Source organism: Variovorax guangxiensis (assembly GCF_003952165.1).
In the GTDB taxonomy this organism is placed as follows: domain Bacteria; phylum Pseudomonadota; class Gammaproteobacteria; order Burkholderiales; family Burkholderiaceae_C; genus Variovorax; species Variovorax guangxiensis.
The window spans coordinates 737,223-754,055 of the sequence record NZ_RXFT01000001.1 but is presented as its reverse complement, the minus strand read 5'-3'; the positions used below and the strand labels follow the sequence as shown (position 1 = coordinate 754,055).

The following is a 16,833-nucleotide window of genomic DNA, read 5'->3' as shown; positions in this document are numbered from 1 at the left end:
CTAGTCGTCTTTCGAGCGCGAAGCGACGGCTTGTGCGATGAGCGCGTTCATGTCGGCCGCACGCTCGGTGGTGCGGTCGAACACGAAGTGCAGCGTCGGCACGGTGTGGATATGCAGGCGCTTGAACAAGCCGTTGCGCAGGAAGCCTGCGGCCTGGTTCAGAGCCTCGGTCGTTTCGGCCACGTCGCCCGTGAGCAGGCTGAAGAACACCTTCGCATGCGCGTAGTCGGGCGTGACCTCGACGGCCTGGAGCGTGACCATGCCCACGCGCGGGTCCTTCAACTCGCGCGCGATCAACTCCGTCAGATCGCGCTGGATCTGATCGGCGACCTTGAAGGCGCGGTTGGGAGCGGCTGCTTTTTTCTTAGGCATTCGATAAATCACTAGCGTCGCGAGATCGGGCTCAGTGCAAGGCGCGCCGGCGCAGACAGTACTTCAGTACGGCAAGACGGCTGCAACGCGGCAATGAGCCCGATATCGCGGCGCGCTTTACAGCGTGCGAGCGATCTCCTTGATCTCGAAGAACTCGAGCTGATCGCCCTCTTTGATGTCGTTGAAGTTCTTGAGCTTGATACCGCACTCGAAGCCTTCGCGGACTTCGCGCACGTCGTCCTTCATGCGCTTGAGCGAGTCGATCTCGCCGGTGTAGATCACCACGTTGTCGCGCAGCAGGCGGAAATGCGCACTGCGGTTGACAGAACCCGAGGTGATGTACGAACCCGCGACCGTACCGATCTTCGAGGCAACGAACACCGTGCGGATTTCGGCCGAGCCGATGATTTCCTCGCGGCGCTCCGGCGCCAGCATGCCCGACATTGCGACCTTGATCTCGTCCACGGCGTCGTAAATGATGCTGTAGTAGTTCAGCTGCACGCCGTTGCTCTCGGCCAGCTTGCGCGCACCGGCGTCGGCGCGCACGTTGAAGCCGATCACGACCGCCTTCGAGGCGATGGCGAGGTTGATGTCGCTTTCGCTGATGCCGCCAACGCCGGCGTAGACCACCTGCACCTTGACCTCGTCCGTCGCCAGCTTGAGCAGCGACTGCGACAGCGCTTCCTGCGAGCCCTGCACGTCAGCCTTGATGATGATGCGCAGCGTCTGCACTTCGCCCGCCGACAGGTCGGTGAACATGTTCTGCAGGTTCGCGGCCTGGGCCTTCGCCAGCTTGGTGTTGCGGAACTTGCCGGCACGGTAGGTGGCGATTTCGCGCGCACGGCGCTCGTCGCCCATCACCATGAACTCGTCGCCGGCCTGCGGCACTTCGGTCAGGCCCTGGATCTCGACCGGGATCGACGGGCCCGCGGACTTGGTTGGCTTGCCGTCCTCGTCCAGCATGGCGCGCACGCGGCCGTAGGTCGAGCCGGCCAGCACCACGTCGCCGGTCTTCAGCGTGCCGGACTGCACCAGCACGGTGGCGACCGGGCCGCGGCCCTTGTCGAGCTGCGCTTCGATGACCAGGCCCTTGGCGGCGGCATCCACCGGCGCCTTGAGTTCCAGCACTTCGGCCTGCAGCAGGACCTGCTCGAGCAGGTCGTCGATGCCCTGGCCGGTCTTGGCCGACACGCCGACGAACGGAACGTCGCCGCCGTACTCCTCGGGCACGACTTCCTCGGCCACCAGTTCCTGCTTCACGCGGTCCAGGTTGGCATCGGGCTTGTCGATCTTGTTGATCGCGACCACGATCGGCACACCAGCAGCCTTCGCGTGCTTGATGGCTTCCTTGGTCTGGGGCATGACGCCGTCGTCGGCCGCCACCACCAGGATCACGATGTCGGTGGCCTGCGCGCCGCGGGCACGCATGGCCGTGAAGGCCTCGTGACCCGGGGTGTCCAGGAACGACACCATGCCACGCTCGGTTTCCACGTGGTAGGCGCCGATGTGCTGCGTGATGCCGCCGGCTTCGCCCGCGGCGACCTTGGCGCGGCGGATGTAGTCCAGCAGCGAGGTCTTGCCGTGGTCGACGTGACCCATGACGGTCACGACCGGAGCGCGCGGCAGCGGCTCGGCGATCTGCGCCGACACGTCCTCGTCGGTGAAGGCTTCGGGGTCGTCCAGCGCGGCGACCACCGCGTTGTGGCCCATTTCCTCCACCAGGATCATGGCGGTGTCCTGGTCGAGCGACTGGTTGATGGTCGCCATCTGGCCCAGCTTCATCAGCTGCTTGATGACTTCCTGCGCCTTGACGGCCATCTTGTGCGCCAGTTCGGCCACGGTGATGGTTTCGGGCACGTGCACTTCGAGCACGCGTGCCTCGACCGGTGCGGCCGGCACGTGCTGCTCTTCATGGCCTCCGCGGTCGTTGCCACGGCGGCCGCGCGGGCCACCGCGCCAGTTGCTGCGGCCCACGCCACCGCTGGCGTCGCCGCGGGTCTTGATTTCCTTCTTCTTGGCCGGATCGCCAGCCCAGCTCGACGAGAGCTTCGCGGACTTGACTTCCTTGCCGCTGCCGGGCGCGGCGGGAGCCGCTGCAGCGCCGGGAGCCGCGGGCGCACCAGCGCGCGCTGCCGGAGCGGTCGGCTTGTGCAGCGTGCCCTTGACACCACCAGCCTTCTCGGCCTGCGGCTTCTCGGGCGCCTTGTGCGGCACCAGCACGCGGGCAGGCGCGTTCATCATGGCGCGGATGGCCTCGGCCTCGGCCAGGGCCTTGCGGCGGCGCTCGTCCAGATCGCGGGCGCGCGCAGCTTCTTCCTCGGCGCGGGCCTTGGATTCGGCGGCGGCCTTGGCCTTCGCGTCTTCCTTGGCCTGGGCGGCCTTCTGCTCGGCTGCTGCCTTTTCGGCAGCAGCAGCATCGGCGGCAGCATTGACCGCGGCAGCCGCAGGCGCAGGGGCAGCGACCGGCTTGGCGGCGGCAGCAGCAGCCGCGGCCGCAGCGGCAGCCTTCTTCTCGGCTGCTTCGGCGGCGGCGCGCGCAGCTTCCTGCTCGGCTTTTTCAGCCTTCTCGGCCTGCTCGCGTTCGCGTGCCTCGGCCTCCTCGCGCTGGCGGCGCTTCTCGGCCAGTTCTTCTTCCTGGCGGCGGATCAGTTCGGCCTGGCGGCGTGCCTCTTCCTCGCGGCGGGCCAGTTCGGCCTCGTCGATGCGAGGGGCCGCGGGAGCCGCAGCGGGCGCCTCGACGGCGGCAGGCGCCGTCTCGGAGGCGGCGGCCAGGTGGCCGTCGTCGCGCTGGATGAAGGTGCGCTTCTTGCGCACCTCGACCTGGATGGTGCGGGCGCGACCGGTGGAGTCGGCCTGCTTGATCTCGCTGGTCGACTTCTTGGTCAGCGTGATCTTCTTGCGCTCGGGCTCGACAGTGCCGTGGCTGGCCTTCAGGTGGCCGAGCAGGCGCTGCTTGTCGGCCTCGGTGAGGGCGTCGGCGGCGGAAGCCTTGGGCACGCCTGCGCTCTTGAGCTGGTCAAGCAAGGTTTCGGGAGTCTTCTTGAGCTCGTTCGCGAACTCGGCGACAGTGGTACTGGACATATTGGTTTCGTGCCTCCATGACCGTCACTCTTGGCCGGCGAACCAGTGTTCGCGGGCCTTCAAGATGAGGGCTTTGGCGTCATCGGCGCTCTGGCCGGTGATCTCGGTGAGTTCATCGACCGCGAGGTCGGCAAGGTCGTCACGGGTGTTCACGCCCGCTTCGTGCAGCTTGGGAATCAGCTCGGGGCTCAGGCCTTCGAGGTCGCGCAGGTCCTGCGACACCGCGGACTGCGACTCGACGCCCTCTTCCTTGGCGATCTCCATGGTCAGCAGCGCATCCTTGGCACGCGCGCGCAGCTCGTTGATGGTGTCTTCGTCGAAGGCCTCGATCTCCAGCATCTCGGAGATCGGCACATAGGCCACTTCCTCGAGGCTGTTGAAGCCTTCCGAGATGAGGATGTCGGCGATCTCCTCGTCGACGTCGAGCTTCTCCATGAAGAGCTTGCGGCTGGCGTCGGTTTCGCTCGCCTGCTTCTGGGCCGACTCGTTGGCGTCCATGATGTTGATCTTCCAGCCGGTGAGGTCGGAAGCCAGGCGCACGTTCTGGCCGCCGCGGCCGATGGCGATGGCGAGGTTCTCCTCGTCGACCACCACGTCCATGGCGTGCTTCTCTTCGTCGACCACGATCGACGACACGTTGGCCGGAGCCAGCGCACCGATCACGAACTGGGCCGGGTCTTCGCTCCACAGGACGATGTCCACGCGCTCGCCGGCCAGTTCGTTGGTCACGGCGTTGACGCGGGTGCCGCGCACGCCGACGCAGGTGCCGATCGGGTCGACGCGCTTGTCGTGCGAGAGCACGGCGATCTTGGCGCGCGAGCCCGGGTCGCGGGCGCAGCTCTTGATTTCGAGCAGGCCCTGCTCAATCTCGGGCACTTCCTGGCGGAACAGCTCGATCATGAACTCGGGCGCCGAGCGCGACAGGATGATCGGCGCGCCGCGCAGCGTCAGGTCGACCTCCATGATCATGGCGCGCACGCGGTCGCCGTTGCGCAGGTTCTCCTTGGCGATCATTTCGCTGCGGCGCAGACGGCCTTCGACGCGGCCGGCCTCGACGATGATGTCGCCCTTGTCCAGGCGCTTGACGGTGCCCACGAAGATCTTGTCGCCGCGCGACATGAAGTCGTTGAGCAGCATTTCGCGCTCGGCGTCACGGATCTTCTGCAGGATGACCTGCTTGGCGGCCATGGCGCCGATGCGGCCGATGGGCACCGAGTCGACGGCCTCCTCGATGTACTCGCCGACCTCGATGTCGGGCATTTCTTCCTTGGCTTCGAACAGCAGGATTTCCTGGTCGGGCAGCTGCAGGCCGGCCTCGTCGGGCACGACGTGCCAGCGGCGGAAGGTTTCGTAGTCGCCGCTGTCGCGATCGACCGAGACGCGGATGTCCACATCGCCCTGATGGAGCTTCTTGGTGGCCTGCGCCAGCGCGGACTCGACCGCGCCGAAGACGACGTCACGCTCGACGTTCTTCTCGCGCGAGATCGCATCCACCAACATCAACATTTCGCGATTCATGCCACCACTCCTCTGGTCAGTCCGGAACCTGCGTTCCGTCGTCAATATCCGAAAAACCCGGCTGGGTTCTGGCCTTGCGGCCCTTGAAATCCACAATTGGCGCGAGCCGCGCCTCGCGCAGCTCGTCCAGCGCGAAGCCGAGCGCCTGCAGCGTTGCGGGCGCGCGCTTCTTGCTCACTTTTTGACCCGGCTTGGGCTCGGGCGCATCGCTCCAGACGATCTGCCAGCCCGGGGCGCCGGCGCCCTCTACCTGTGCGGCCCGCTCCAGCGTGCCGCGAAACTTCTTGCGGTTGGCCGCCACCTGGCCGGCCGCGGCGGCGCCCATCGGCGCCTTGAGCGTGATGTCGATCACCTCGCCCACGAATCGCTCGAAATCCTGCTCATTGCGAAGCGGACGGTCAATACCCGGCGAGGACACTTCGAGCCGCTTGTAGTCAACGCCGTCGACCTCGAGCGCGAATTGCAGCTGGCGGGTGACCTTCTCGCAGTCCTCGACCGTGACGAAAGGTTCCGGCAGCCCTGCGGCCACAGCTTCGGAGGTGGGGGCTTTCCAGGGCAAATCAATCGTCACGCGCAGCAATCCCCCGGCCGAACGTTCGATCTCGACCAGGTCGTAGCCGAGGCCGGCCACGGTTTGTTCCACTACTTGCTGCAATGCCACGTGTTCGAAAGTGCCTTTTTAAATGCCCGGCCCTGCCATCCGCCCGCCACGGATGCCAGATAGCCATGAATGAAAGCCCGGAATGGATGGACCAAAAAAAACGGGCGGTTGGTACCCGCCCGTTTGGTCGTGAGCCTCGAATTATATGCTATTTGCGCAATTAATGAAGGGCTTCCAAGCGCCCTGACACGCTATTGCGGGGTCCCCACGGCCGCGCGACGCGATTTGAACCAGACGAAGGCGAACAGCACCGCCCCGAGCGCCAACGCAGCCGCCGCAACCAGCAAGGGCAATTGGAACGACCCGGTCCGCTGCGCCAGCGGCGCGGCGAACAGCGGCCCGACGATCTGCCCCACCCCGTACGAGGCCGTCGCATAGCCGATCAGCCCCGCCGCCGCGTTGCCGCGCAGCCGGCGCGCATCCCGCATCGCAAAAAGAGTGATGGCGGTGAACGGCATGCCCAGCAGCAGGCTGCCCAGAGCGAACCCAGGAATGCTGGGCCACGCCACCGAAAGCACCACGCCCAGCGCCTGCAGCGCATAGGCCACGGCCAGCAGCAGCCGGTTGTCCCAGTGCGTCGGCGCACGGGCACCGATCAGCGCCCCCGGAATGATGGCCGCCCCGAACAGCGGCCAGAAGAAATCCGGCCAGGACGACCCCGGCAGCGCCTGCCGGGCGATCACCGGCAGGAAAGTGGCCGTGATGATGTAGCCGAAGCCCGCCAGCCCGTAGAGCACGACCAGCCAGATCGCGTCGCTGCGGTCGTCCGGCCCGGCAATGCGGGCCGCCGCAGCCGGCGCCGGAGCCGCCGCACCGCCGGCCGGCGCAATTTCGCCGTCGTCGAACACCCGCCAGATCAGGGCGATCAGCACCACCGCGAGGATGCCCAGCCCGATCCAGCCCGCGTCCGAGCCCCACCGCCCCAGCGCACCGCCCAGCAGCCCGGTCATGGCGATGCCTATCCCCGGCCCCGTATAGATCACTCCGGCCAGCGTCGGCGCATTCGTCTCCGCCAGCCGGCGCAGCCCCCAGCCCGAGGCGAAGACGAAGACCCAGGCGCTCATCACGCCCGCCGCCGTGCGCAACACGCCCCAACTCGCGAAGCTGTGCAGCAGCCCCATGCCCACCAGCAGCGCGGCCGTGGCCAGCAGGCCGCCGCGCACCATGCTCGATGCCTTGATGCCGATAGCCGCGCAGCTCACGGCGCCGAGGAAGTAGCCCAGGTAGTTGAGCGACGCCAGCACCCCGCCGGCAGCCAGTTCGAGCTTTCCTTCGTGCAGCATGATGGGCAGCATGGGCGTGAAGGCGAAGCGCCCCAGGCCCATCGCCACCGCGAGGGTGACCATGCAGGCAAGCGCCGCGCGCCATGCACCGCGCCGGTCGCGTCCGATTTCCGACATTCTTCTTGCAGTCTCCGTCTTATTCCAGCAGCGCGGCGGCCACCAGCTTCTTCGTATAGGGGTGCTCGGGCGCGTCCAGCACCTGTTCGACCCGCCCGGTTTCGAGGATGGCGCCGTCCTTCATCACGATGACGTTGTGCGCCATCGCACGGATCACCTCCACGTCGTGCGTGATCAGCAGGTAGCTCAACCCCCGCTCACGCTGCAGCCGCTGCAGCAGGCCCAGCACCTGCTTCTGGATCGTGACGTCGAGCGCGCTCGTGGGCTCGTCGAGCACCAGGAGTTGCGGATCGACGATCAGCGCCCGGGCGATCGCCAGCCGCTGCCGCTGCCCGCCCGAGAACTCGTGCGGATAGCGATCAAGCAGCGCCGGAAACTGCGCCTCCGTCAGGCCGACGTCGGCCAGCGCGGCCAGCGCACGCGCGCGGCGCGCCTCGACACCCAGCGCCGGCGCATGCACCCGCAGCCCTTCGCCCACGATCTGCTCCACCGTCATGCGCGGAGAAAGCGAGGAGAACGGATCCTGGAACACCACCTGCATCACCCGGCGCAACGCCAGGTCGGAGGCCCGGTCCACCGCCCAGCCTTTGCCGGCGACCGTGAGCGCGCCCTTGTGCTTCAGCAATCCCAGCGCTGCCAGCGCCAGTGTCGATTTGCCCGAGCCCGACTCGCCGACCACGCCCAGCGTCTCGCCGGGCGCGATGCGGAAATCGGCGCCCTGCACCGCCACGAATTCGCCCTTGCCGAACCAGCCGGCAAAACCCGGTTTCGGCACCGGATAGCTCACGCGCAGCGCCTTCGCCTCGATCAGCGGTGCCGTGCCGGCGTTCACGGCCACGGCTGCCACGTCACGCTCGGGATGGCTGTCGATCAGCTTGCGCGTGTAGGGATGCTGCGGCGCCTCGAACACCGAGGCCACCGGGCCATGCTCGACGATGCGGCCGCCTTCCATGACCACCACGCGATCGGCGAAGCGGCGCACCAGGTTCAGGTCGTGCGTGATGAGCAGCACCGCCATGCCGTGCTTGCGCTGGAGGTCGGCGAGCAGGTCGAGGATCTGCGCGCGCACGGTCACGTCGAGTGCGGTGGTCGGCTCGTCGGCCAGCAGCAGGCGCGGCTTGCAGGCGAGCGCCATGGCGATCATCGCGCGCTGGCGCTGGCCTCCCGAGAGCTGGTGCGGGAACGCCCTGGCCCGCCGCGCCGGCTCGGGAATGCCCGTATCGGCCAGCAACTGGACCGCCGCCGCCTGCGCCTCCCGTTTCGAGAGGCCCTCGTGCAGCTCGAGCACCTCGGCGATCTGGTCGCCCACGGTGTAGAGCGCGTTCAGCGCGGTCATCGGCTCCTGGAAGATCATGGCGATCTCCTTGCCGCGGATGCCGCGCAGTTGACGCTCGGGGATCGACAACAGGTCGCGCGGCGCCTGCTGTTTCTGCTCCTTCTGCCCGTTGCCGAAGAGTCGGGCGCTGCCCGAAAGCTCTGCGTTCTGCACCAACCGCAGCAGCGACAGTGCGGTGACGGTCTTGCCCGAGCCGGATTCGCCGACGAGCGCGAGCTTCTCGCCCGCGGCCATCCGGAAGTCGATGCCGTGCACCACCTCCTTGCCGCCGAAGGCGATGCGAAGGCCATCCACTTCGAGAAGAGGCTGCCGATTGCCGGCGGATTGTTGTGCGTCGCTGCTCATCACTTGTCGGCCTTCCGGGGATCGAGAGCGTCGCGCAGGGCGTCGCCCATGAAGGTCAGCAGCATGAGCGTGACGACCAGCACAACGAAGGTCGACAGCGAAATCCACCAGGCATCGATGTTGCCCTTGCCCTGGCTCAGCAACTCGCCCAGCGACGGCGTACCGGGCGGCACGCCGAGCCCGAGGAAGTCGAGCGAAGTCAGCGCAAGGATCGCCGCGCTCATGCGAAACGGAAGGAAGGTAACGACCGGCACCATGCTGTTGGGAAGGATGTGGCGCCACATGATCTGCAGGTTGCCCACGCCGAGCGCCCTCGCCGCGCGCACGTAGTCCATCTGTCGGTTGCGCAGGAACTCGGCACGAACGTAGTCGGACAGCCCCATCCAGCCGAACAGGCTCAGCAAAATCAGCAGCAGCGCCACGCTGGGCGTGAAGATCGCGCTGAAAATGATCAGCAGGTACAGCTCCGGCATCGCGCTCCATATCTCGATCAGTCGCTGGAAGGTCAAATCGGTCTTGCCGCCGAAGAAGCCCTGTACCGCGCCGGTCGCAACGCCCAGCACCACGCCGATCACCGTGAGCGCCAGCGCGAACAGCACGCTCACGCGGAAACCGTAGATCAGCTGCGCCAGCAGGTCACGCCCCCGCTCGTCCGTGCCGAGCAGGTTTTCGCCCGAGGGCGCCGCGGGGTTCGGCGGCTTCGAGAAGTAGTTGAGCGTGCTGGGACCGTAGCGGTTGGGCGCGTAGATCGCCCAGTTGCCGCCCTGCGTGATGCGCTGCTCGATGAATGGATCGAGGTAGTCGGTCGGCGTCTCGAAATCGCCGCCGAAGGTTTTCTCGGAATAGTCGCGCAGTACAGGGAAATAGGTCTGACCCTCGTAGCGCACTATGAGCGGCTTGTCGGTGGACAGCACGTCGGCGAAAAGGCTCAGCACCACAAGCGCCGAGAAGATCACCAGGCTCCAGAACCCGAGCGGATTGCGGCGAAAGCGGCGCCAGGCGCGGCGCCCCGGGCTCACCGACACCACGGCGGGCGCTTCGTTCTTCTTGTCAGTCAAACTTCACCCTCGGATCGACCCAGACGTAGCAGAGATCGGAGATGAGCTTGGTCACCAGTCCGATCAGCGTGAACAGATAGAGCGTGCCCAGGAACACCGGGTAGTCGCGCCGCAGAACGCTCTCGTAGCTCAGAAGGCCCATGCCGTCGAGCGAGAACAGCGTCTCGATCAGGAGCGCACCCGCAAAGAAGGCGCCGATGAACGCCGCCGGGAAGCCAGTGATGATCGGAATCAGCGCATTGCGCAGCACGTGCTTCCACAGGACCTGGCGCTCGGCCAGCCCCTTTGCGCGCGCCGTCAGCACGTACTGCTTGCGGATTTCCTCCAGGAAGGAATTCTTGGTGAGCATCGCGGTGATCGCGAAGCTGCCGAGCACCATCGCCGTGACCGGCAGCGTGATATGCCACAGGTAATCGACGATTCGCGCGCCCCAGCTCAGCGACTCCCAGTTCGGCGAGGTCAGCCCGCGCAACGGGAACCACTGGAGCTGGCCTCCGAAGATCACCAGCAGCGCCACGCCCAGCACGAAGCCCGGAATGGCATAGCCGACCAGCACCAGAAGCGTGGTCAGGAAGTCGAAGCGCGAACCGGCGCGCACCGCCTTTGCCACGCCGAGCGGCACCGCTATGAGGTAGCTGATGAAGAAGGTCCAGAGCCCGAGGCTGATGGAGACTGGCAGCTTCTCCTTGATGAGCTGCCATACGTCCTTGCTCTGGAAGAAGCTCTTGCCCAGGTCGAAGCTGGCGAACTGCTTGAGCATCTGCCAGAAACGCTCCGGCGCCGGTTTGTCGAAGCCATAGAGCGCCTTGATTTCCGCCACCTGCCTGGCATCGAGGGCGCGCCCGGCGGGACCGCCGGAGATGCGGTTCTCCTTGTTCGTCAGCTGCGACAGCAGTTGCTCGGCGGGGCCGCCCGGAACGAACTGGACAATGATGAAATTGATCAGCAGCACCCCGAACAGCGTCGGAATGATCAGCAGAAGGCGTCTGAGGAGGTAGGCGGCCATGCGGTCTGGTCTGCTCGTGTCTCGGTTTGCTTATGGGTTGCTGGTCCGTCCGCCCGGCTACTTCGCGGCGGGGTCGATCCACCACATCGTCAGCATCGCCGAGCCGGCGAGCAGGCGCTGCGGCAGCGGGGCCTCCGGCCGGCGCAGCTTGCGCTTGTGGGCAATGAAATACTGCTTGCCGTAGTACATCGGGATCACGTAGTTCTGGTGGAGCAAGTAACGGTCCAGCAAGCGCGCGCCAGCGGCAAGCGACTTGCGGTCGGGGGAGTTGACGATCACCTCCAGGATCTCATCGATCACCGGATCGCTGATGCCGCCAAGGTTTTGGCTGCCCTTCTCGTTGGCCGACTTGGAGCCGAAGTCGTCGAAGAGCTCGTTGCCCGGGCTCGACGAGCCACCGGCGATGTTGATGGCCATGTCGAACTCGAGGTCGTCCTGCTTCTTCTTCAGCAGGCTCGGATCGCGAAGGCGGTAGTCGAGCGTGATCCCGAGCTTGGCGAGGTTGCGCGCGTAAGGCGCGAGCACCACGCCCGAGCTTCGATCCGCGATGTCGAAGTTGATGACGAAGGGCGTGCCGTCCTTGTCGCGCAGGGCGCCGTTCCTGTAGGTCCAGCCCGCCTCCCGCAGCAGTTCCTGCGCGCGCACGAGGTTGCGGCGCAGGCCCTCGGCCGTGTCTCCGCTTGCGGCCGGGCGCGGCAGCTCGCCCCTGGTGTTGTCGATGTAGCGCTGCCTGTTTTTCAGGTGATCCATGAGCGCCTGCTCTTCCGGAGTGACCTCGGGCTGCGCCATCAGGTCGTCGCTGTTCTGGAAGTAGCTCGTGGTGCGCGCCCGGCGCCCATAGAACAGATGCTGGTTGAGCCAGTCGAAGTCGAAGGCCAGCGCGAGTGCCTGACGCACGCGCATGTCCTGGAAGCGGGGCTGCCGCAGGTTGGGCACCAAGCCCTGCATGCCGGTGAAGCGGCGGTGCGAGATCTCTTCCTTGATCAGCTCGCCGGAGTCGAAGCGGCGACCCTTGTAGCGACGCACCCAGGCGATGATCGAGCCCTCTTCCATCGCATCGAGCGAGCCGGCCTTGAGCGACTCTTCCTCGCCGAGCTTGTCCTTGAAGTACTGGTAGGACACCGAGCCGAAATTAAACATGCCCTTGCGCACCGGCAGATCGGCGGCCCAGTAGTCCGTCCGCCGGCGGTACGAGATGTACTTGCCGAAATCGACCTTGTCCACCACGTAGGGCCCGCTGGCGATCGGCGGCTCGCTCACGATCTGGTCGAAGGGCTTGCCCTTGCCCCAGGCGCTGGAGAACACCGGCAACTGGCCGATGATCATGTGCAACTCGGAGTTCTGGCGCTTGAAATCGAAGCGGATCGTGCGCTCCCCGACCACCACGGCGTCCTTGATGTCCACCCAGTAGGAGCGGAAGGTCGGGCCGGCCTGCTTGCTCATCAGGGTGTCGAAGGAGTACTTCACGTCCTTCGCGAGCACCGGGGAACCGTCGGAGAATTTCGCTTTCGGGTTCAGGCGGAAGGTGACGCTCAGGCGGTCCGGCGCCAGCTGAACGTCCTCGGCGAGCAGGCCGTAGTTGGAGAAGGGTTCATCCTCGCTGGGCGTCATCAGCGAGTCGAAGACCAGGCCGTACTCGGAAAACACGAAACCGTTGGAGCTGTAGCCCATGCCCACCGGCGGCACACCCCTGAGCGTGAACGGATTGAGCTTGTCGAAGCTCCCGCTGGACGACAGGACCAGGTCGCCGCCCTTGGGGGCGTCGGGGTTCACGTAGTCGAAATTCTTGAAGGACGCCGGGTACTTGGGCTCGTAACCCATGCCCAGACCGTGTGCCGCCCACGAGGTGGACGCCAAGAGAGCCATCGTCAGAAGCAGCCAACCTCGCATGCGAGAATTCTGCCCAAGATTTTCACAAGGCAACCCCATGGGCTTTCTTTCGGGCAAGAAACTGCTGATCACCGGTGTACTGAGCAATCGCTCCATTGCTTATGGCATTGCCAAGGCCTGTCACGACCAGGGCGCGGAGCTCGCCTTCAGCTACGTCGGCGAGCGATTCAAGGACCGTATCACCGAATATGCCGCAGACTTCGGCTCGAAGCTGATTTTCGACTGCGACGTGAGCGACGACGCCCAGATCGACAAGCTCTTCGCCGACCTCGCCCAAACCTGGCCCAAGTTCGACGGCTTCGTGCACAGCATCGGCTTCGCGCCGCGCGAATCCATCGCGGGCGACTTCCTCGACGGGCTCTCGCGCGAGGGCTTCAAGGTCGCGCACGACATCAGCGCCTACAGTTTCCCGGCCATGGCCAAGGCGGCCCTGCCCTACCTCAACGACAAGTCGGCCCTGCTCACGCTGACCTACCTGGGTGCCGAGCGCGCGCTGCCCAACTACAACACCATGGGCTTGGCCAAGGCTTCGCTCGAAGCCTCGGTGCGCTACACGGCCGCCTCGCTGGGCCCGAAGGGCATGCGCGTCAACGGCATCAGCGCGGGCCCGATCAAGACGCTGGCGGCCAGCGGCATCAAGGGCTTCGGCAAGATGCTGGCGGCCGTGGCCGACGCATCGCCGATCCGGCGCAACGTGACCATCGAGGAAGTGGGCAACGTCGCCGCCTTCCTGCTGAGCGACCTGGCCAGCGGCGTGACCGCCGAGATCACCTACGTGGACGGCGGCTTCAGCAACGTGGTCGGCGGCATGGCCGAGTAGCCCGCCCAACGCCCACAAAGACGGGCCGCGCAAGCGGCCTTGCTTTTTTTGCTCTCTATTTCATAGCATCGTGTTGAACCGCCGTTCCCTGCTGCTCGCCGCTTTCGGCCTGGCCATCGCGCCGGCCGCGCTCGCGCGCGAGCCCGCGCCGCCGCTGATGTTGGCCGAGACCTACCGCCGGGACATGTCGCTGGCGGACTACTGGGTCAGCGAGAAGTACGACGGCGTACGCGCCTTCTGGGACGGCAGGCAGCTCTGGACGCGCGGCGGCGAACGCATCGTCGCCCCGGCATGGTTCACCACTCCACTGCCGAAGCAGCCGCTCGACGGCGAGCTCTGGGCCGGCCGGGGCCGGTTCGCGCACGCGGTGTCGACCGCACGCAACCAGACGCCTAACGACATCGCCTGGCACGAGATGCGCTACATGGTCTTCGACCTGCCTGCGCAGCCCGGCGACTTCACGACGCGGCTGGCTGCCCTGCGCAAGTTGCTGCCGATCACTGACGCACCGTGGGTCGTGCCCGTGCCACAGGAGCGCGCCACCACGCACGAAGCCCTGCAGGCGCTGCTCGACAAGACGGTGAAGATGGGCGGCGAAGGCCTGATGCTCCACCGCGGGGCTTCGCTCTACAAGGGCGAACGTGGCAACGACCTGCTCAAGGTCAAGCCCTACGAGGACGCCGAAGCCCGAGTGATCGAGCACCTGCCCGGCAAGGGCAGGCACAGCACCCGGCTGGGCGCGCTGGTGGTCGAGACGCCCGAAGGCAAACGCTTCAGGCTCGGCACCGGCCTGACCGATGCCGAGCGAGAGAACCCGCCCGCCATCGGCACCTGGGTGACCTACCGCTACAACGGCCTGACCGCCAAGGGCCTGCCCCGCTTCGCACGCTTCATGCGGGTGCGCGAAGGCTGATTGGCCGGCTGCTGGGCTGGCCAATCAGCCCTGATCAGCCCTCTCGCCCCTTACCTGGATTCCTTGACGCAGTCCGCGTAGTAGCGCTTCTTGCCCGTCTCGTCGACGCGCGCCACCAGGCCGTGGATGTCGGTCTCGAAGCCCGGGCACTGCGTGTTGAACTCGCGCGAGAACTTGAGGTAGTCGACGATCTTCTTGTTGAACACCTCGCCCGGGATCAGCAGCGGAATGCCCGGCGGATACGGCGTGATCAGGCTGGTGGTGATGCGGCCCTCGAGGTCGTCGATCTCCACGCGCTCGGTCTTGCGGTGGGCGATGTGGGCGAAGGCATCGCTGGGCTTCATGGCCGGCGTCAGGTCGCTCAGGTACATCTCGGTCGTGAGGCGGGCCACGTCGTAGCGCGCGTACAGCTGGTGGATGTGCTGGCACAGGTCGCGCAGGCCCAGGCGTTCGTAGCCGGGGTGCTGCTGGCAGAACTCCGGCATGATGCGCCACATCGGCTGGTTGCGCGCGTAGTCGTCCTTGAACTGCTGCAGCGCAGTCAGCAGCGTGTTCCAGCGGCCCTTGGTGATGCCGATGGTGAACATGATGAAGAAGCTGTAGAGGCCGGTCTTCTCGACGATCACGCCGTGCTCGGCGAGGAACTTGGTCACGACGCTGGCCGGGATACCGGTCTCGGCAAAGTTGCCTTCGAGGTCCAGGCCCGGCGTGACGATGGTCGACTTGATCGGGTCGAGCATGTTGAAGCCGTCGGCCAGTTCGCCGAAGCCGTGCCAGTTGCGCGACGAGTTCTTGCCCTTGCCGGTCTTCTGCTGGCCGTTCTTCTCGCCGTGCATGATCCAGTCTTCGGCACGGCCGATGCCCTCTTCGACGAGCTTCTCGGGGCCCCAGACCTTGAACCACCACTCGTCCTTGCCGAACTCCTCCTCGACCTTGCGCATGGCGCGGCGGAAGTCCAGCGCCTCGAGGATGCTCTCTTCCACCAGCGCGGTACCGCCGGGCGGCTCCATCATGGCGGCGGCCACGTCGCAGCTCGCGATGATCGCGTACTGCGGGCTGGTCGACGAGTGCATCAGATAGGCCTCGTTGAAGAGGTCGCGGTCGAGCTGGCGGTTCTGCGAGTCCTGCACCAGCACATGGCTGGCCTGGCTGATGCCGGCCAGCAGCTTGTGGGTGGACTGCGTGGCGAACACCAGCGACTCCTTCGGACGCACCCGGCGCTTGCCCATCGCGTGGTAGGCGCCATAGAACGGGTGGAAGGCCGCGTGCGGCAGCCATGCCTCGTCGAAGTGCAGCGTGTCGACGTAGCCGTCGAGCATGTTCTTGATGGTTTCGGTGTTGTAGATGACGCCGTCGTAGGTCGACTGCGTGAGCGTCATCACGCGCGGCTTGACCTTGTCGGCGTCCACGTCGGCCAGGAGGGGGTTGGCCTTGATCTTGGCCTTGATGGCGCTCTGCTCGAACTCGCTCTTGGGAATGGGGCCGATGATGCCGAAGTGGTTGCGCGTGGGCTTCATGAACACCGGAATCGCGCCGGTCATGATGATCGCGTGCAGGATCGACTTGTGGCAGTTGCGGTCGACCACCACCACATCGCCCGGCGCCACCGTGTGGTGCCACACCATCTTGTTGCTGGTGCTGGTGCCGTTGGTCACGAAGAAGCAGTGGTCGGCGTTGAAGATGCGCGCCGCGTTGCGCTCGCTGGCCGCCACAGGGCCCGTGTGGTCGAGCAGCTGGCCCAGCTCTTCCACGGCGTTGCAGACGTCGGCGCGCAGCATGTTCTCGCCGAAGAACTGGTGGAACATCTGGCCCACGGGGCTTTTCAAGAAGGCCACGCCGCCCGAATGGCCCGGGCAGTGCCACGAGTAGGAGCCGTCTTCGGCGTAGTCGATCAGCGCCTTGAAGAACGGCGGCTGCACGCTCTCGAGGTAGCTCTTGGCCTCGCGGATGATGTGGCGCGCCACGAACTCGGGGGTGTCCTCGAACATGTGGATGAAGCCATGCAGCTCGCGCAGGATGTCGTTGGGCAGGTGCCGCGAGGTCTTGGTCTCGCCGTAGATGTAGATCGGCACGTCGGCGTTCTTGCGCCGCACTTCGCCGATGAAGGTGCGCAGGTTCAGCACGGCCGGGTCGAGGTCGGGGCCGATGGTGAACTCCTCGTCGTCGATCGACAGGATGAAGGCGCTGGCGCGGCTTTGCTGCTGGGCGAACTGGCTCAGGTCGCCGTAGCTGGTGACGCCCAGCACCTCGAAACCTTCCGTCTCGATGGCCTGCGCGAGAGCGCGGATGCCGAGGCCCGAAGTGTTTTCGGAGCGGAAGTCCTCGTCGATGATGACGATGGGAAAGCGGAATTTCATGAGCGGGGCTCCGGACGGTCAGGCTGGAAAGGACACACAGGGCAATGTAGCGAGGCGCGAAGTGTACGGAATTCGG

At 66.0% G+C, this 16,833-nt stretch carries 12 protein-coding genes; 2 read left to right on the top strand and 10 right to left on the bottom strand.

Translation table 11 applies throughout. From position 1 onward, the window contains the following. The 9 genes from rbfA to EJP67_RS03635 form a co-directional block, all read right to left on the bottom strand. Complete coding sequence (gene rbfA, locus EJP67_RS03675) at nucleotides 1–372, bottom strand: 30S ribosome-binding factor RbfA (RefSeq protein WP_019652808.1); 372 nt, start codon at nucleotides 370–372, stop codon at nucleotides 1–3. A gap of 117 nt (nucleotides 373–489) precedes the next feature. Then, a complete protein-coding gene (gene infB, locus EJP67_RS03670) occupies nucleotides 490–3,453 on the bottom strand; it encodes a translation initiation factor IF-2 (protein WP_126019530.1) in 2,964 nt (987 codons plus the stop codon). Nucleotides 3,454–3,477: 24 nt separating this feature from the next. Continuing rightward, nucleotides 3,478–4,971, bottom strand: a complete 1,494-nt coding sequence (gene nusA, locus EJP67_RS03665; RefSeq protein ID WP_126019528.1) for a transcription termination factor NusA — start codon at nucleotides 4,969–4,971, stop codon at nucleotides 3,478–3,480. 16 nt (nucleotides 4,972–4,987) lie between these two features. Continuing rightward, on the bottom strand, nucleotides 4,988–5,632 hold the full coding sequence (gene rimP / locus EJP67_RS03660; protein WP_126019526.1) for a ribosome maturation factor RimP: 645 nt from the start codon (nucleotides 5,630–5,632) through the stop codon (nucleotides 4,988–4,990). Between the two features lie 191 nt (nucleotides 5,633–5,823). Next, nucleotides 5,824–7,032, bottom strand: coding sequence for a YbfB/YjiJ family MFS transporter (locus EJP67_RS03655; RefSeq protein ID WP_126019524.1), 1,209 nt, complete (start codon nucleotides 7,030–7,032; stop codon nucleotides 5,824–5,826). A 19-nt stretch (nucleotides 7,033–7,051) separates the two neighbouring features. Next, on the bottom strand, nucleotides 7,052–8,713 hold the full coding sequence (locus tag EJP67_RS03650; protein WP_126019522.1) for an ABC transporter ATP-binding protein: 1,662 nt from the start codon (nucleotides 8,711–8,713) through the stop codon (nucleotides 7,052–7,054). Then, on the bottom strand, nucleotides 8,713–9,771 hold the full coding sequence (locus EJP67_RS03645; protein WP_240650478.1) for an ABC transporter permease: 1,059 nt from the start codon (nucleotides 9,769–9,771) through the stop codon (nucleotides 8,713–8,715). Before EJP67_RS03645 ends, EJP67_RS03650 begins: the two co-directional genes overlap by 1 nt. Further along, a complete protein-coding gene (locus tag EJP67_RS03640) occupies nucleotides 9,764–10,777 on the bottom strand; it encodes a microcin C ABC transporter permease YejB (RefSeq protein WP_126019520.1) in 1,014 nt (337 codons plus the stop codon). Before EJP67_RS03640 ends, EJP67_RS03645 begins: the two co-directional genes overlap by 8 nt. Before the next feature lie 57 nt (nucleotides 10,778–10,834). Then, nucleotides 10,835–12,643, bottom strand: coding sequence for an extracellular solute-binding protein (locus EJP67_RS03635; RefSeq protein WP_240650477.1), 1,809 nt, complete (start codon nucleotides 12,641–12,643; stop codon nucleotides 10,835–10,837). Nucleotides 12,644–12,704: 61 nt separating this feature from the next. Between EJP67_RS03635 and fabI the strand changes: the two genes are divergently transcribed. Next, nucleotides 12,705–13,487, top strand: a complete 783-nt coding sequence (fabI, locus tag EJP67_RS03630; protein ID WP_126019517.1) for an enoyl-ACP reductase FabI — start codon at nucleotides 12,705–12,707, stop codon at nucleotides 13,485–13,487. Nucleotides 13,488–13,557: 70 nt separating this feature from the next. Beyond that, on the top strand, nucleotides 13,558–14,400 hold the full coding sequence (locus EJP67_RS03625; RefSeq protein WP_126019514.1) for a DNA ligase: 843 nt from the start codon (nucleotides 13,558–13,560) through the stop codon (nucleotides 14,398–14,400). 50 nt (nucleotides 14,401–14,450) lie between these two features. Here the strand turns inward: EJP67_RS03625 and EJP67_RS03620 are convergent, their stop codons facing one another. Beyond that, nucleotides 14,451–16,757 (bottom strand): arginine/lysine/ornithine decarboxylase, encoded by a 2,307-nt coding sequence (locus EJP67_RS03620; RefSeq protein ID WP_126019512.1) that lies wholly within the window; start codon nucleotides 16,755–16,757, stop codon nucleotides 14,451–14,453. Nucleotides 16,758–16,833: the final 76 nt, after the last annotated feature.